14 protein-coding genes are annotated in these 14,548 nt (G+C 62.3%); 10 read left to right on the forward strand and 4 right to left on the reverse strand.

Annotation, left to right across the window (positions count from 1 at the left end; genetic code table 11):
* The 6 genes from KIH78_RS09060 to KIH78_RS09085 all read left to right on the forward strand — a co-directional run bounded on the left by KIH78_RS09060 (position 1) and on the right by KIH78_RS09085 (position 6,921).
* Complete coding sequence (locus KIH78_RS09060) at positions 1–1,149, forward strand: glycosyltransferase (RefSeq protein ID WP_219132094.1); 1,149 nt, start codon at positions 1–3, stop codon at positions 1,147–1,149.
* Positions 1,149–2,315, forward strand: coding sequence for a glycosyltransferase (locus tag KIH78_RS09065; protein ID WP_219132095.1), 1,167 nt, complete (start codon positions 1,149–1,151; stop codon positions 2,313–2,315). The genes KIH78_RS09060 and KIH78_RS09065 overlap by 1 nt, the downstream gene beginning before the upstream one ends.
* 69 nt (positions 2,316–2,384) lie before the next feature.
* Entirely contained in the window at positions 2,385–3,914 is a 1,530-nt protein-coding gene (locus KIH78_RS09070; RefSeq protein WP_219132096.1) for an MATE family efflux transporter, read from the forward strand.
* Between the two features lie 149 nt (positions 3,915–4,063).
* Positions 4,064–4,534 carry a tripartite tricarboxylate transporter TctB family protein gene (locus tag KIH78_RS09075; protein ID WP_214315352.1) on the forward strand — a complete coding sequence of 157 codons (471 nt, stop codon included), beginning with the start codon at positions 4,064–4,066 and terminating at the stop codon, positions 4,532–4,534.
* Positions 4,535–4,712: 178 nt separating this feature from the next.
* Entirely contained in the window at positions 4,713–5,963 is a 1,251-nt protein-coding gene (glgA, locus tag KIH78_RS09080) for a glycogen synthase (protein ID WP_214315350.1), read from the forward strand.
* A gap of 106 nt (positions 5,964–6,069) precedes the next feature.
* Positions 6,070–6,921, forward strand: coding sequence for an ABC transporter ATP-binding protein (locus KIH78_RS09085; RefSeq protein WP_219132097.1), 852 nt, complete (start codon positions 6,070–6,072; stop codon positions 6,919–6,921).
* A gap of 953 nt (positions 6,922–7,874) precedes the next feature.
* On the opposite strand, the gene KIH78_RS09090 is transcribed toward KIH78_RS09085, so the two are convergent.
* Positions 7,875–9,041, reverse strand: coding sequence for a zinc ribbon domain-containing protein (locus KIH78_RS09090; RefSeq protein ID WP_219132098.1), 1,167 nt, complete (start codon positions 9,039–9,041; stop codon positions 7,875–7,877).
* A gap of 190 nt (positions 9,042–9,231) precedes the next feature.
* On the reverse strand, positions 9,232–10,083 hold the full coding sequence (locus KIH78_RS09095; RefSeq protein WP_236034547.1) for an SDR family oxidoreductase: 852 nt from the start codon (positions 10,081–10,083) through the stop codon (positions 9,232–9,234).
* 194 nt (positions 10,084–10,277) lie between these two features.
* Here KIH78_RS09095 and KIH78_RS09100 point away from each other — a divergent pair, with 194 nt between their 5' ends.
* Both KIH78_RS09100 and KIH78_RS09105 read left to right on the forward strand, forming a co-directional pair.
* On the forward strand, positions 10,278–11,024 hold the full coding sequence (locus tag KIH78_RS09100) for a putative ABC transporter permease (protein ID WP_219132100.1): 747 nt from the start codon (positions 10,278–10,280) through the stop codon (positions 11,022–11,024).
* The gene (locus tag KIH78_RS09105; protein WP_338024136.1) at positions 11,021–11,266 is read left to right on the forward strand and encodes a hypothetical protein; all 246 of its coding nucleotides are present in this window, start codon (positions 11,021–11,023) and stop codon (positions 11,264–11,266) included. Before KIH78_RS09100 ends, KIH78_RS09105 begins: the two co-directional genes overlap by 4 nt.
* A 170-nt stretch (positions 11,267–11,436) precedes the next feature.
* On the opposite strand, the gene lexA is transcribed toward KIH78_RS09105, so the two are convergent.
* Positions 11,437–12,210, reverse strand: a complete 774-nt coding sequence (gene lexA / locus KIH78_RS09110) for a transcriptional repressor LexA (protein WP_219132101.1) — start codon at positions 12,208–12,210, stop codon at positions 11,437–11,439.
* A gap of 152 nt (positions 12,211–12,362) precedes the next feature.
* On the opposite strand from lexA, the gene KIH78_RS09115 reads away from it, so the two are divergent.
* Together KIH78_RS09115 and nrdR are read left to right on the forward strand one after the other, a co-directional pair.
* Positions 12,363–12,680, forward strand: coding sequence for a LysM peptidoglycan-binding domain-containing protein (locus KIH78_RS09115; protein ID WP_420830150.1), 318 nt, complete (start codon positions 12,363–12,365; stop codon positions 12,678–12,680).
* A 95-nt stretch (positions 12,681–12,775) separates the two neighbouring features.
* On the forward strand, positions 12,776–13,219 hold the full coding sequence (nrdR, locus tag KIH78_RS09120) for a transcriptional regulator NrdR (RefSeq protein WP_236034548.1): 444 nt from the start codon (positions 12,776–12,778) through the stop codon (positions 13,217–13,219).
* A gap of 129 nt (positions 13,220–13,348) precedes the next feature.
* Here the strand turns inward: nrdR and serA are convergent, their stop codons facing one another.
* Positions 13,349–14,548: a phosphoglycerate dehydrogenase gene (gene serA / locus KIH78_RS09125; protein ID WP_214315331.1), complete on the reverse strand. Its 1,200-nt coding sequence runs from the start codon at positions 14,546–14,548 to the stop codon at positions 13,349–13,351.

A 14,548-nucleotide genomic window follows, 5' to 3' on the forward strand; every position in this document is an offset into this window, starting at 1 on the left:
ATGAGTCGTGCCCTCAAGATCCTGGCAGACAGGGGATATGACGTCACCGTAATCGGACAGGATCGTGGGAAGATTCTACGGGACATCATTCCTGAAGGCGTCCATGTGGTTCGCTTTGGTGTGCGTGGACTATTGGCTCGTTTCATCGGAGGGTTCCCGATTCGTGCCCATTTGGGATGGAAGACGATTCATCTGAGAACGAAAAGGGCATCGGAAGTAATCCGGAGAACGCTGATTCGATTGTCCGGAGATGAAACGAATCCTGCATACGATTATGTCGTCAGGCGTCTCATAGGGATTCCCGAGACATCATTTGACGTCGTGCTGGATTTTCAAGGGTATGGGTGCATTGAGACCGCCGTGGCCGCGGTGATTCCCGCTCGGGTAAAAGGGACATGGGTGCATGATGCCGAATTCGGGTGGATGGTTGAAAGCCGTCCCTATATGAGCCGTTTCGACCGTATATTCTGTGTTTCTCGGTCCACGAAGCAGCTGATGGACACCCGGTATCCTGAATTCTCCGGCAAGACGCAGGTCCTGTACAATCCGGTCGACGTCGACGCCATCCGAGGGGAAGCCCGGGAGCCAATCGCGTCTCCCCGCGAGGTTGATGCGGACTTCGATGGTCTCGCCATCGTGACCCTCGCCCGGCTGTCCCCGGAAAAGAACGTGGTGCTCGCCGTCAGAGCCGCCGCCGAGCTGCGCAGGCTGGGTGTGCCGTTCCGATGGCTGGTGTTCGGCGACGGGAAGCAACGTAAGCGTCTCAATCGCATGATCGCCGAAGCACATCTTGAAGGATGCATGAGGCTACGAGGGGCGGTCGCCAACCCATATCCGTATATGGCGAATGCTGACTGCTACGTCCAGACCTCGCGCAGCGAAGGCTTCGGACTGGCGGTGCAGGAGGCGAGAATCCTCGGCACCCCGGTGGTGGCGGCCGACATTCCGGCGTTCCGCGAACAGATCAGGGACGGGGTGACTGGCCTGCTATGCGAATCGGATGCGCGGTCCATCGCGTTGGCGATCGCTCGGCTGCATGCGGATCCGGAATTGTTGTACGACATGCGGCGCGCATTGCGGGAGGAGGATTCCGAGCAGACGCGATGGCCCGATTCCTTCTACGATTTTCTTGAGGGAAAGGATGCCTGATGGCGGGAGAGGAACACCGTCGGGATTCATCGCCGATTCGGATTCTGCAATGGGGCATGTCACCGGTGTACGGTGGCACGGAGACGTTCATCATGAACCTCTACCGTCATATCGATAGGGAGAAAGTCCAATTCGATTTTCTCATCGATCATGCATCTCCTCCCCTTGCGGCTGAAGATGAGATTCTCTCTTTGGGAGGACACATTTATCGTGTGATGTACACAAGGTCGGAGCGGCCATTCGGCGTAGGGAAAACACTGCTGGGATTTTACCGGTCCTCCCCCGAAATCGCAGGAGTCCATATGCACGTCAATAATCCCTATGCGACACCGCTTGCAGTCGCGAAACAGGCCGACATCCCGTTGCGCATTCTTCACTCGCATAATGGCGATACGCTTGATTTTGTCTCCGAGCGCCCGCTGACGCAACGTCTGAAATCCGTCATACGAAATACGATTGCACATCATGACATCAATACTGCTGTCACCGACTTCTTCGCCTGCTCGGATGTGGCTGCGAAGTTCATGTTCCCCGGCAAACCTTATCGGTGGATCAGGAACGGCATCGACACGGAGCATTTCGCATTCGACGCGTCGATGCGGGAGAAGGTGCGCGCGGAGCTGGGCATAGGTACGGACACCACGGTAATCGGGTATTGCGGTCGCTTGGCGGAACAGAAGAATCTGCTCTTCCTCGTCGACGTATTCGCCGAATACCAGCAGAGGCATTCGGATTCCCTGCTGGTAGTCGTCGGCGACGGGGACCTGCATGATCAGATTGTCCAACGGGCGGCGGAGCGTGGTCTTGCCGATCGGGTTCGTCTGCTCGGCGACCACAAGGACGTAGCACCCTATTACCAGGCCATGGATGCGTTCGTGCTGCCCTCTCTGTACGAAGGATTCCCCATCGTGCTGCAGGAGGCGCAATGCTCGGGACTGCCCTGCCTCGCCTCCACGAACATGACGGCCACCGCGGACACCGTCGAGCTCGTCCGTTTCCGGGACTTGGACGACGGGGCCGAGGCATGGGCGGACGAATTGCGCGGCATGATTGTCTCGACGCCGCGGACCGACCATTCGGAGCAGCTGCGCGCGGCCGGATTCGACATGGCCGACGTTGCCCGGGAGATGGAACGGTTCTACCTCGAGCATGCGCGCGCACGATGATTGATATCATCGCCGTGTTCCGGTATTCCGTGCCGAGGGCTGCGGATGGTTGCATGAGGAAGGGCCGTCATGGATAACAAGAGAAGGCTTGCGGTCAACGCCGTCGCCACGATCATGGCCTTCGCCGTGCAGGTCGGCGTCAACTTCGTGCTGACCCCGTACATCATCCATACGCTCGGCATCACCGCCTACGGCTTCATCCCACTCGTCAACAGCATCGTCGGCTATTCGGGGATCTTCACGGCGGCCCTGAATTCCGTGGCCAGCCGTTTCATCAGTCTGGAATACAACCGCGGCGACTTCCATAAGGCCAACGTGTACTTCGCCTCCGTGCTGGTCGCCGATTCCATCTTGGCCGTGGCGTTGGCGGTCCCCGGGGCATTGTTCTCATGGTTTCCGCAGATGCTGATGGACGTGCCTGCGAATCTGATCCACGATGTGCAGCTGACGTTCCTGTTTTCGGTGCTGGCCACCGAACTCGGTCTGGTGCTGTCGGTGTTCGGATGCGTGTACTACGTGCGGAACTGTCTGGACAAAAGCGCCCTGCGCAACATCGAAGGCAACGCGATCCGCGCCGGGCTCCTGGTGGCGTTGTTCGTGTCGCTCGAACCGAAGATCTACTACGTGACGGCCACGATGCTGGTGGTCACCGTCTACAACTGCATCGCCAACCTGTACTACACGAGAAGACTGACGCCGGAGCTCGGACTGCGCAAGGCGCGGTTCAGCGGCAGGGCGGTACGGGAACTGGTCGCCGGCGGAGCATGGAACTCCGTCAATGAGCTCAGCTACGTGCTGTTGTGCGCGTTGGGCATCTATCTGGCGAACCTGCTGGTCGGTGCGCGGGTGACGGGCGAGTATTCGGTCGCCAAGACCATGCCGAACTTCATCCTGAACATCATCGTTCTGCTCGCCTCCATCTTCGCGCCGCAGGCGATGCAGTACTACGCCAAACAGCGGTACCGGGAAATGAACGCGTTCCTGCTGATGTCCATCAAGATGACCGGACTGCTCTACATGCTGCCCATCGGCTACCTGCTGGTGTTCGGCACGAACTTCTTCGAGATCTGGGTGCCGGGGCAGGACGCCGGGTTCCTGCAGGACATGGCCGCGCTGTCGCTGGTCGTGATGATGCCGTCCTGCACGTCCGTGCTGCTCAACAACGTGTTCATCATCACCAACCGGCTCAAGGTGCCCGCATTGGTGTTCCTGGCGAGCGGCATCCTCAACGTGGTGGTGGTGCTGGCGTTGGCGGCGACCACTTCATGGGGCATCTGGACGATCATCGTCGTGCAGGGCGTGATCGACGTCATCAAGAACGCCGTCATCATGCCTTGGTATGCCACGACATGCATCGACATCGGGCGTCGCGAGCTCGCCGTCGCCATCGGCAAGACCTATCTGTGCATGGTTCCCATGATTGCGGTGTGCGTGCTGTACAAGGCGCTGCTGCCCGTGGACAGTTGGGTCACGCTGGTCGTCTCCGCCGCCGTCTGCGCGACGGTGGCCGGAGCGGCGTGCCTGTTCATCGTCCTGAACCGGGAGGAACGACGGAACGCGTTTGCGTTGATCCGCGCGAAGATGGGGCGCGCCGTCTGACGGTGCAAGGTGGCGGATATCGTTCCCGAATGCGGAGTTCCTTGCATGATGCGGGCCGATGCTGGGGTAAAGTAGCACGCAGTGCCATTGGGCAGTCATCCCGGATACGGCCGGGACGGCATCGACAGAACGATGAAGGAGTGGTTCCAATGCCGAATCGAGCGGAACGTCGCGCCAAGGCGAAGGCGACGCGCAGGGGTATCCCCTCCCAGTACGATTCCACGCGCGGGCGTGGCCGTGCCGGCATGATCGACGAATACCAGCTGCAGGAGCGTTCCCGCAGGCTGCAGGAGGGTGAGTCCCTCGGGCCGTGGAAGCCGAGCGGCGGCAGCATCGCGGAGACCGACACCACACTGACCACGAACCCGAACTACAAGGATCCCAAGGCGTTCAAGGCGCCGCATTCGGTGCGCCAATGGTTCCGCGTGGGCAGCTGGACGCTCATCACGCTCGCCATCATCGCGTTCTTCGTGGTGATGTGGCTGCCGAGCGCGGCGCGCCCCATCTGGCTCATCGCCACCGTGTCCGCGGTGTTCATCGTGGGCGTGGTGAGCCTGTTCTTCACCGCCGGCGATTCGAAGCACAACCCCAACCTCGACTCCAACGGCACCGCCGTCTGACGGAATCGGAGATCGGCGGAAACGGAAAACCGGCGGAACCGGCGTCGCGTCGCCCACGTGACGCACCCCGCACGCAAATCACGGAAAACGCACGACGAAGGTTGTGCGTTTTTCCGTATGTCGTGCCGTAGAGTGGGTATTGCTTGAATTTCCGTCCGGAAAGAGAGGTAGGAAACCAATGAAGGTTGACATTCTGACCCGCGAATACCCGCCGCACGTCTACGGCGGCGCAGGCGTCCACGCCGAACAGCTGTCCAAGGTCCTCGCCGAACGCATCGACGTGACCGTGCGCGCGTTCGACGGTCCGCGTACCGAAGCCGACGTGCCCGCCATCCCGAACGCGGCGGAGGCGAAGGGCTCCCTCAAGGTCGTCGGCTACGACACTCCGGCCGAACTCAAGGACGCCAACGGCGCGTTGAAGACCTTCGGCGTCGACCTGCAGATCGCCAACGACGTGGACGCCGACATCATCCACGCGCACACCTGGTACGCCTGCCTCGCCGGCTACATGGCCAAGATGCTGCACGGCACCCCGCTGGTCATCACCGCGCACTCGCTCGAACCGTTCCGCCCGTGGAAGCGCGAACAGCTCGGCGGCGGCTACAACCTGAGCTCCTGGGCCGAGAAGGACGCCTACGAGCATGCGGACCGCGTCATCGCCGTGTCCGGTGGCATGCGCAACGACATTCTCACCGCCTACCCGAACCTCGACCCGGACAAGGTCGTCGTCGTGTACAACGGCATCACCATGTCCGAGTTCGCCACCCCGGCGGACGACGATCCGGGCTGGGGCGTCTTCGACCGCTACCACATCGACCGCAGCAAGCCCACCCTGCTGTTCGTCGGACGCATCACCCGCCAGAAGGGCCTGCCGTACCTGCTCAAGGCGCTGCACTTCGTCGACCCGGGCATCCAGATCGTCCTGTGCGCCGGCGCGCCCGACACCCCGGAGATCATGGAGGAGGTCAAGGGCGCCTTCGCCGAACTCGACAAGAAGCGCGGCAACATCATCTGGATCGAGGAGATGCTGCCGAAGAACGAGCTGTCCGCGCTCGAACACGGCTGCGACGCGTTCATCTGCCCGAGCATCTATGAGCCGCTCGGCATTGTCAACCTCGAGGCCATGGCCTGCGGACTGCCCGTCGTCGCCTCCGCCACCGGCGGTATCCCCGAGGTCGTCGTCGACGGCGAGACCGGCTTCCTCGTCCCGATCGACCAGCTGCACGACGGCACCGGCACGCCCACGAACCCGGACAAGTTCGTGCACGACATGGCCGACGCGATCAACAGGATCATGGCCGATCCGGAACTGCGCAAGAAGATGGGCCAGGCCGGCTACGAGCGCGCCCGCGACGTGTTCAGCTGGGAGTCCATCGCCGACGAGACCGTCAAGGTCTACCAGTCCGTGCTCGACGAGCAGGGCAAGTAACAGAACAAGTAGCAGGTGACGAACCGTCACCCATAACGACCAACGACCCATGACGCGTGCTTCCCGCACATGCGGGGAGCACGCGTTCGTCTGAAAGGAAACGACCATGGCCGACGACGTCGTGCTCCAGCTTGAGAACGTCGAATTCCGCCGCAACCGCCGCGTCATCATCACCGACGTGAACCTGACCATCCGCGCGGGGGAGCGTTGGGTGCTGTTCGGACCGAACGGCATCGGCAAATCCACCGCCGTCGGCATGCTCGCCACGCGCACCTTCCCCTCCGAAGGATGCGTGTTCATCCTGGGCCATCAGCTCGGCAAATACGACGTGTTCAAACTGCGCACGCGCATTGGCCTCGCCTCCGCCGACCTGGGCAGGCAGTTCCCCGAATTCGAGGATCCGCTCGACGCGGTCGTCACCGGCCTCTCCGCCGTGACCGGGCGTTGGCGCGACACGTACACGCCTGAGGAGTACGCGCGCGCCCGCGGCCTGCTGCACGACTTCCGTGTGGGCTACCTCGAAGGCAAGGAGATGTGGCGGCTTTCGGAGGGCGAACGTACGCGTGTGCTCATCGCCCGCGCGCTCATGGGCGATCCGGAGCTGCTCATCATGGACGAGCCGACCACCGGGCTCGACCTGGGCGGCCGCGAACAGGTGATGCGCACGTTGAGCCGCATCGGCGAGGAAAGCTCCGACCGCGCGGTGGTGCTCGTCACGCACCGTCTGGAGGAGATTCCCGCTGGATTTGACCACATCGCCATCATGGGCAGGAAGCCGATCCCCGCCGAGGACGCCACCGAGGAGGGCGTCGATTCGATGGGCAATCCCGGTGCCGGCACCATCGTCTACACCGGTCCGCTCGAGCAGGGGCTCACCGACGAGCGCCTCTCCAGCCTGTTCGGCATGCCCATCGAGGTGGAGCATTCCCACGGCCGCTGGGCCGCCTACGCGGTGTGATGTGTGTGCCGCGCGTGACGTGCGTGTGATGTGCGTGACGTGCGTGTGATGTGCGTGACGTGCGTGTGATGAAGAGCCGCCGTGCGCGATGCCGCGTTGATGCGTGTGATGTCATGCGTCACGTGTCGCGGTATGACCTGCATGGTGTGTGACGCGGTGTGGAATCATGCTGTCCAGTGCGGGTGCTTGACCGGATAGGCCGTCTCGATGCTGTTCACCCGTTGTCCGGCACATTTCTGTGCCGGACAACACGTCTCGGAGTGATTCTTGTGTTGTCCGGCATGATGCTCTGCCGGGTAACCCCCATATACGGCGATTCGGCGTTGTCCGGCACGGGTTGACGCCGGACAACGCGCTTCGAACGGTTCCCGGCGTTGTCCGGTACGCAAATCGCCCGTGCAACCGTGATTCTCCTGTGATTTCCAGAGCGGTTCGGGATGATTCCGGGAATGTCCGTGCCGGGTAACGTGAATCGAGGGATTCGCCGCGTTGTACGGCACCTTCGTGTGACCGATCAACTCCCATATGTACTGCCATCGGGTTATCCGGCACGCCATCTCGCGCCGGGCAACTCCTAATACCACCGGATGAAGGTTGTCCGGCGCAGAAGTGCGCCGGACAACCGTAATTCCGCTCGGTTTCCGGTTATCTGGTGAATTGTCCGCCGGACTACGTGGCCGAAGCACATGGCATCCGGCCACGGGCCGGCGGGAGTGCGGGTCTATTTGCTGTGCTTCTTTACGAGTTTGATGACAGTCGGCACTGCTATGCCGGCGAAAACGCCCAGACCGCTGATGACTTTGTTCCGTGTCTCATCCCTATTGCCCTTGCAGTTCTCGCAGTATTTCCCTTTGTTGTCCCGCGCGAGTGGCGCGTTGCACTCCTTGCAGTGTCGACGTTCCACGGGGGAGGATTCCGGCTGTCCCGTGTTCGAGACGTCGCCGTTGTCGGTGTCAGTCCCGGTCTTCCACTTCAGCATCATCACTGTGGCCTTTCTGCCGTATCGGCTTATCGATTGCTTCCACGCCGGCGGGCTTGCCCGTCAGTGCCTGCTGTGGTCTCTGCGGCTGTGCTATTCCCGTCAAGAGACGGTTCAGACGCCTCAGGTTCTCCTTGTTCTTGGTTTTCGCCTCAAGACTGAGATGCTCGTTGAGTCGTATCAACGTATCCTCGTCGTCGAGGGCGTTGTCGTGAATGAACGCTCCGAACTGTCGCAATACTTCATTGCTTGCTTCTGTCTGCCCGAGAGAGGCATACCCGCGGCCGGCTATCTGAATCGTATCCGTGATTCCCATGAGCGCGTTCAAGGCGTCGGCGGCTTTGACATCCTTTCCCCTGTGTCGCTTGTTGTACGCGATCGCGCGCATTTGTTCCTCGAAGTTCCGGGTCAGGATGCTACGTGCTTCATTCGCCTGCATGATGGCGTGCATCATCAGTTGGTCTCGCAGACGCCTGTCTGTGACCGTGCGCGCCTGCTGGAACATAGCCCATGCGGCATCCACCTTGGCCAGACGGTCATTCTGTTGTTCGATGTGGAGGTCATGGACCGCGGCTTTCACGTCCTTGACTTCCGAGAGCACCATCGATATGGCGGCTTGCGTCTGGAGATGCTGCATTGTCGGCAGCAGGTCGGGAATCTGTTCGGACAATTCCAGTCTGACTTGCTTTACAATCCGGCCTTTGCCGTCATATAGCGCCGCCAGAGTCTCCCCTTGCAGATCCTGTTGGAAATGCAGTTTGCCTTCATCGACGAGCTTCTGGAAGTGTTGCGGTATCTTCGCGACCATCCGTACATCGCCTTTGACGAATGTCTGCTGCAGGAACTGCACCATGCCCGGCATCAACATCTGCACGTGCTCCCAGCTGTTGAGTATGTGCAGCAATCGCCGCTTATCGTCGGCGACGATTTCCATCGTGTCGATTATTTCAACCGTGTCGGGGGACTCTTCGTCTTCTGCTTCTATGTGTATCACGTCGTAGTTGAGCGAGGCGGCGATTTCATGTGATGTCAGCCCTTTGATCGGCTGGTCCGCATTCTCTCCACAGAATCCGCAATACGGACAAGTTCGTGCTTGCTCGGATATGGCGGTTCCGCATTCGGGACACATCATCATGCTCATGCGATTACTATAGCGCCGAAGCCACATGTGGTTTTGTTGCGGGATGGCCGATTCTCAGGACCGTCCATGGATTGGCTTTCGTTGTATCGTCATGCGGTAGCCAAGACTTGATGATGGCGGTGCGCGGTTCATCTGGGATGACTCGCGCACCGCCTGTGAATGGGGAGGCGGGCTGCGTGTTTCGCGTCGCCTAGTACACGGAGTAGCCGCCGTCGACCTGCAGGTTGGTGCCGGTGACGTACGAGGAGGTGTCGCTGGCGAGGAAGAGCACGGCCGTGGCGATCTCCTCGTTGGTGCCGAACCGGTGCATCGGCACCGGTGAGACCATCATGTCGTGCGCTTCGGGCACGATGCGTCCCTCGAAGATGCCGGACCACACGTATCCGGGGGAGACCGTGTTGGAGCGGATGCCGTATGGCGCCAACGCGGCGGCGAGGTATCGCGCGTACTCGTGGATGCCTGCCTTGGACGCGCCGTACGCGGCGACCGGCGAGGGACCTCCGCCGATGAAGTTCGCGTTGTGTGCGGACAAGGACGACGTGAACACCAGGGAGCCGCCGTGCCCGTGTTCGCGCATGATGTGCTGCGCGATCTGCGCCGTCAGGTATGCGCCGGTCAGGTTGATGTCGATGGTCTTCTTCCACACTTCGTACGGTTCGTCCGCGTCGTCGCCGGGCACGTTCACGCCGGCGTTGAGGAACGCGACGTCCACCGTGCCGAGCGTTTCGACGAGCGACGTCTTCAATGCGTCGACCTGCTCCTTGTCCGACACGTCGCAGTAGAGCGGGACGACGTTCACGTCGTAGCGTTCGGACAGTTCGGCGGCGAGCGGTTCGAGCGTCTCCTTGGTGCGCGGCAGGTCGACGATCGCCACGTCGGCGCCTGCTTCGGCCCATGCGGCGGCCACGTTGCGGCCCAGGCCGCCGGCGCCGCCGGTGACGAAGCCTTTCTTGCCTTTCAGTGAGAACCGGTCCATGATGCGATGGTCCGGTTCCTTCCACTGGTCGAGCGGGTACTGGTCGAAGATCGTGGCGTCCGTCATGGAGCCCTCCATTCTGTTCGGTGAGGCGGCTTCGTCGCCGTCCTCGTCTCAGGGAGGCTATCATACGCGGCGTCCGTCCGCGCCGTGATTCGTGTGCGGCTGCGTCGCCGTTTTCCGATTGTGGTGCGGCCGCGTCTATTCTGGTGACCATGCCGATGTGGAATGCGTCGGCGACGGAAGGGAGCGAGGTGACGATGCCGCTTACGATGGCGCAGTGGTTCCTGTATTGGACGGCGTATTCGTTCATGGGATGGGCATGGGAGACGATGCTCAGCGTGGTGCTGCGCAGACGTTTCGAGGACCGCGGCATGCTCAACGGGCCAATCTGTCCGATATACGGGTTCGGCGCGTTGCTGGTATTGCTGCTCCTGCATGACGTGCGCAATCCGCTCGCCTTGTTCCTCGCCAGCGGCGTGGTCGCCTGTACGTTGGAGTACCTGTCGTCGTGGGTCATCGAGAAGCTCTACCACGTCCGGTTCTGGGATTATACGGGCAAGCCGTTCAACATCAACGGCCGCGTGTACCTCAATGGGTTCCTGGCGTTCGGGTTCGGCGCGGCGGCGGTGGTGCTCGTGGTCCAGCCGTGGATGACGGCCATCGTGGAATCGTGGCCGGAACTCGTGGTGTTGGTCGTCGCCGCGGTGTTGTGCGTCGCGACGGCGGCGGATTGGGCCATCACTCTGGCGGGGCTGCACAGTTTCGACTCGAGGCTCGCGCGCGTGGGCGAACAGATCAGGATGCGCAAGCTCGAACAGATCGAAGCCATCGACACGCATATCGACATGGCCGACGAGATGCTCACCCGTTCCCTCAACTGGCAGCAGCGCCGACTGGTGCGCATCTTCCCCGGATTGATCTCGCTGCGTAACCCGGACATCGTCAAGGGCGTCCGCGAACTGCTGGAACGGCAACGAGAGCACATGAGGAAAGGAACGAAGTGACGAAGACACCGAAGCAAGGGCAACGGCAGGCCGCCATGGACGAGCGGTGGGCCAGGGCGCTCGCCGCCAAAGGAGGCGGATCGAGGGGGCGTGGTCTCCGCGATGAGACCGCGGAGGCCGCGGCGGCACCTACCGGAGTCTCCGCGGCGCGCGCCTCGGGTGCGAACGGCGGCCATGCCATGCGGGTCAAGCCGTTCAAGGCTACCGGCCACAAGGGCGGCATCAGCCGTCAGGGGAGCTGACGCCAAAAAAGTTGAATCGAATCCGTGAATGCAAAAGACCTTGCCGCCTGAGTGTGTCTTTGATTGCCCAACGTGCCATTGCATCCGATTGAATTCGCCCGACTCCGATCGGGTGGTCTTCAAGTACGTGGAAAACCTATGACGAGTGGTGGTTCACGCGCCTGACTCGTCTACAGCTTGCGCAGGACGGTGACGACCCTGCCCATGATGGTGGCGTACGTGCCGTCGATGGGGGAGTAGGCGGGATTGTGCGGCATGAGCCACAGGTGGCCATGCTCCTTGCGGTACGTCTTCACCGTGGCCTCACCGTCCAGCAGCGCCGCCACGATGTCGCCGTTCTCGGCGTCCTCCTGCCGGCGCACCACCACGAAGTCACCGTCGCAGATGGCGGCGTCGATCATGGAATCGCCATGCACCTCGAGCATGAACAGCGTGCCGCCCGACCCGGTGAGCCGCTCGGGCAGACGCATGACGTCGTCCACATGCTGTTCGGCGGTGATCGGCGTGCCCGCGGCGATGCGTCCCACCAGCGGGACCTCGCGGGTCTCCAACGAAAGATCCTGGTTGGGGGTGGGGAAGCGGTAGATGCGCGCACCGCTCGGTCGGCTCGAGGAGGCGGCATCCGCGATGGGCGCGGCGGCGGTCTCGGCGGGGGAGGGGGACGGTTCCACCGACGCCGGCTGGGTGTCGTCAAGAATCTCGATGGCCCGCCCCTTGTTCGCATTCAGGCGGATGTATCCCTTTTCCTGCAGCACCTGGAGCTGGTGCTTGACGGAGGAAGGGCTTTTCAGGCCGGCGGCCGTGCCGATGTCCCTGAAAGAGGGGGAGAAGCCGCGTTCGGCCTGATAGGAGCGGATGGCCTCGAGAATCCGGCTCTGTCTGTCCGTGAGACGGCTGTGCTCCGGCGTCTTCGCGCCCTGGGGGTCAAACGGTATCGTGCTCACGGCGCACTCCTTTCCATGATGCGCCCAGCATACCGTGAACGCGCGGTGAAATCAAACATATGTTCGACACGGCGGGTTGCGCCGTTCGAACGGATGTGCAATACTTAGCACGGATGTTCGATAGAACACATGTTCGAAAGGATGTGGTGGTCATGGGTCATGTGACTGCTGTACGGACCGTCGGAAGGCTGGCTTCGAAGGTGATGCTGGCGCTGCTGTTCGGGTTCGCCATCTGGGTGGGCGTCGGCGCGCTGTTCCCCGCGCACGCCTCGTCCGCGCAGACACCCACCGAGGTGACCAGCTACACGGTCCAGCCGGGGCAGACGCTGTGGACGTACGCGGAGATGGCCACGCCCGAAGGCGGCGACGTGTCCGCTACGGTGGACGAGCTCATGGAGCTCAACGACCTGGACAGCGCTTCCGTGCAGGCCGGGCAGCGCATCGTGGTCCCGGTGCAGTCGGCGCAGTGAACGGCATGGTGTGCACCGGTGCCGTGCCGGCGCGGGACGCCGGCGAAACCCCGTCGGGTGGCGTCGACGCGCCGCCACACGGTATGGTGGGTGCCATGCATTGTCCTTATTGCCATCATGCCGAGACCAAGGTCATCGAGACAAGGGTCAGCGAAGACGGATACTCCATCCGGCGCAGGCGCATGTGCCTGCACTGCGGGAAGCGTTTCACCACATTGGAGACCACCACGTTGCTGGTGGAGAAACGGTCCGGAAGCCTGGAGCCCTTCAACCGTGACAAGGTGATCTCCGGCGTGCGCAAGGCCTGCCAGGGCAGACCGGTGCGTGAGGACCAACTCAAGAAGCTCGGCCAAAAGGTAGAGGAGGACCTGCGCTCCACCGGACAGGCGCAGGTGACCTCGGACGAGGTGGGCAAGGCCATCCTCAAGCCGTTGCGGGACCTGGACGAAGTGGCCTACCTCAGGTTCGCCAGCGTCTACCAGAACTTCGAGAACCTGTCCGATTTCCAACACGCCATCGACGAGCTCAAACAGCGCTGACGGTCCATGGCGGCCCCGGCGGCGCAGACGGAAATACGATGAGGCGCGTGCCTGCGGAAGCAGACACGCGCCTCAGTCATGTCATACGCCGACGCCGCTTGTCGACGATCGCGGCGACGGCACGGCTCGTCAGGAGATCACGCGCATGCGGATCGTCCCCTCGATGGAACGCAGCGCCTCGAGCGCGCTGCGGGAGGGCTTCTGCGAGACGTCGGTGACCACGTAGCCCAGTTCGCCTTCGGTGCCCAGGGACTGCGCGGCGATGTTGATGTTCTCCTCGCCCAGCACGCGGTTCACGCGGGCCAGCACGCCCGGCAGATTCGCATGCAGATGCGCGATGCGCGCCACGCCACGGTTCGCGCCGAGATTGATCTGCGGCAGGTTCACCGAAAGCGACGTGGAACCCTTCTCCCAGTAGTCCTCGAGACGCTGGGACACGAAATGCCCGATGTTCTTCTGCGCCTCCAGCGTGGAACCGCCGATATGCGGGGTGAGGATCATGTTGTCCTCGTCCGCCAGAGCCGTCTCGAACGGGTCGCCCGTCTTCTTCGGCTCCACCGGGAACACGTCCACCGCGGCGCCGGAGAGGTGACCGGAATCGAGATGCTGCTTCAGGGCGCCCAGATCGGCCACGAAGCCGCGCGAGGCGTTGATGAAGATCGCGTCCTGCTTCATGTGGGAGAACTGGTCCTCGCCGAAGAACCCGGTGTTCGCCTTGCGGCCGTCCACATGCAGCGTGACCGCGTCGGACTGCTCCAGCAGCTCGTTCAGCGTGTCGCAGCGGCGGGCGTTGCCCATGGCGAGCTTCTCCTCGAGATCGTAGAAGACCACGCGCATGCCCAGCGCCTCCGCCAGCACGCTCAGCTGGGAGCCGATGTTGCCATAGCCGATGATGCCCAGCGTCTTGCCGCGCACCTCATGGGAGCCCGTCGCCGTCTTGTCCCACACGCCGTGCTTGAGATGATGCGTGTGCGCGGGGATGCGGCGCATCAGGCAGATGATGTCGCAGATCACCAGCTCCACCACGGAGCGCGTGTTCGAATACGGGGCGTTGAACACCGCGATGCCCTGACGGCCGGCGAAGTCCAGGTCGACCTGGTTCGTGCCGATGCAGAAGCATCCCACGGCGGACAGGGTGGGGCGGGCCTCCATCACACGGCGGGTCACGCTCGTCTTGGACCGCACGCCCAGCAGGTCGACGCCCTCGAGCGCCTCGATGAGCTCGTCCTCGTTCAGCGCGCCCTTCGCCGTCTCGACCTCGAACCCGTGGTCGCGCAGCGACTTGGCCGCGTCGGGATGAATGTTCTCCAATAACAGTGCTTTAGGCAT

Origin of the sequence: Bifidobacterium saguinibicoloris, from assembly GCF_019331725.1 — a bacterium.
Taxonomy (GTDB): Bacteria; Actinomycetota; Actinomycetes; order Actinomycetales; family Bifidobacteriaceae; genus Bifidobacterium; species Bifidobacterium saguinibicoloris.

Bases quoted from the DNA above. Each gene is read 5' to 3' on its own strand.
- KIH78_RS09060 (WP_219132094.1), top strand. From the start codon at position 1: ATGAGTCGTGCCCTCAAGATCCTGGCAGACAGGGGATATGACGTCACC.
- KIH78_RS09065 (WP_219132095.1), top strand. From the start codon at position 1,149: ATGGCGGGAGAGGAACACCGTCGGGATTCATCGCCGATTCGGATTCTG.
- KIH78_RS09070 (WP_219132096.1), top strand. From the start codon at position 2,385: ATGGATAACAAGAGAAGGCTTGCGGTCAACGCCGTCGCCACGATCATG.
- KIH78_RS09075 (WP_214315352.1), top strand. From the start codon at position 4,064: ATGCCGAATCGAGCGGAACGTCGCGCCAAGGCGAAGGCGACGCGCAGG.
- glgA (WP_214315350.1), top strand. From the start codon at position 4,713: ATGAAGGTTGACATTCTGACCCGCGAATACCCGCCGCACGTCTACGGC.
- KIH78_RS09085 (WP_219132097.1), top strand. From the start codon at position 6,070: ATGGCCGACGACGTCGTGCTCCAGCTTGAGAACGTCGAATTCCGCCGC.
- KIH78_RS09090 (WP_219132098.1), bottom strand. From the start codon at position 9,041: ATGAGCATGATGATGTGTCCCGAATGCGGAACCGCCATATCCGAGCAA.
- KIH78_RS09095 (WP_236034547.1), bottom strand. From the start codon at position 10,083: ATGACGGACGCCACGATCTTCGACCAGTACCCGCTCGACCAGTGGAAG.
- KIH78_RS09100 (WP_219132100.1), top strand. From the start codon at position 10,278: ATGCCGCTTACGATGGCGCAGTGGTTCCTGTATTGGACGGCGTATTCG.
- KIH78_RS09115 (WP_420830150.1), top strand. From the start codon at position 12,363: ATGGGTCATGTGACTGCTGTACGGACCGTCGGAAGGCTGGCTTCGAAG.
- nrdR (WP_236034548.1), top strand. From the start codon at position 12,776: ATGCATTGTCCTTATTGCCATCATGCCGAGACCAAGGTCATCGAGACA.
- serA (WP_214315331.1), bottom strand. From the start codon at position 14,548: ATGCCTAAAGCACTGTTATTGGAGAACATTCATCCCGACGCGGCCAAG.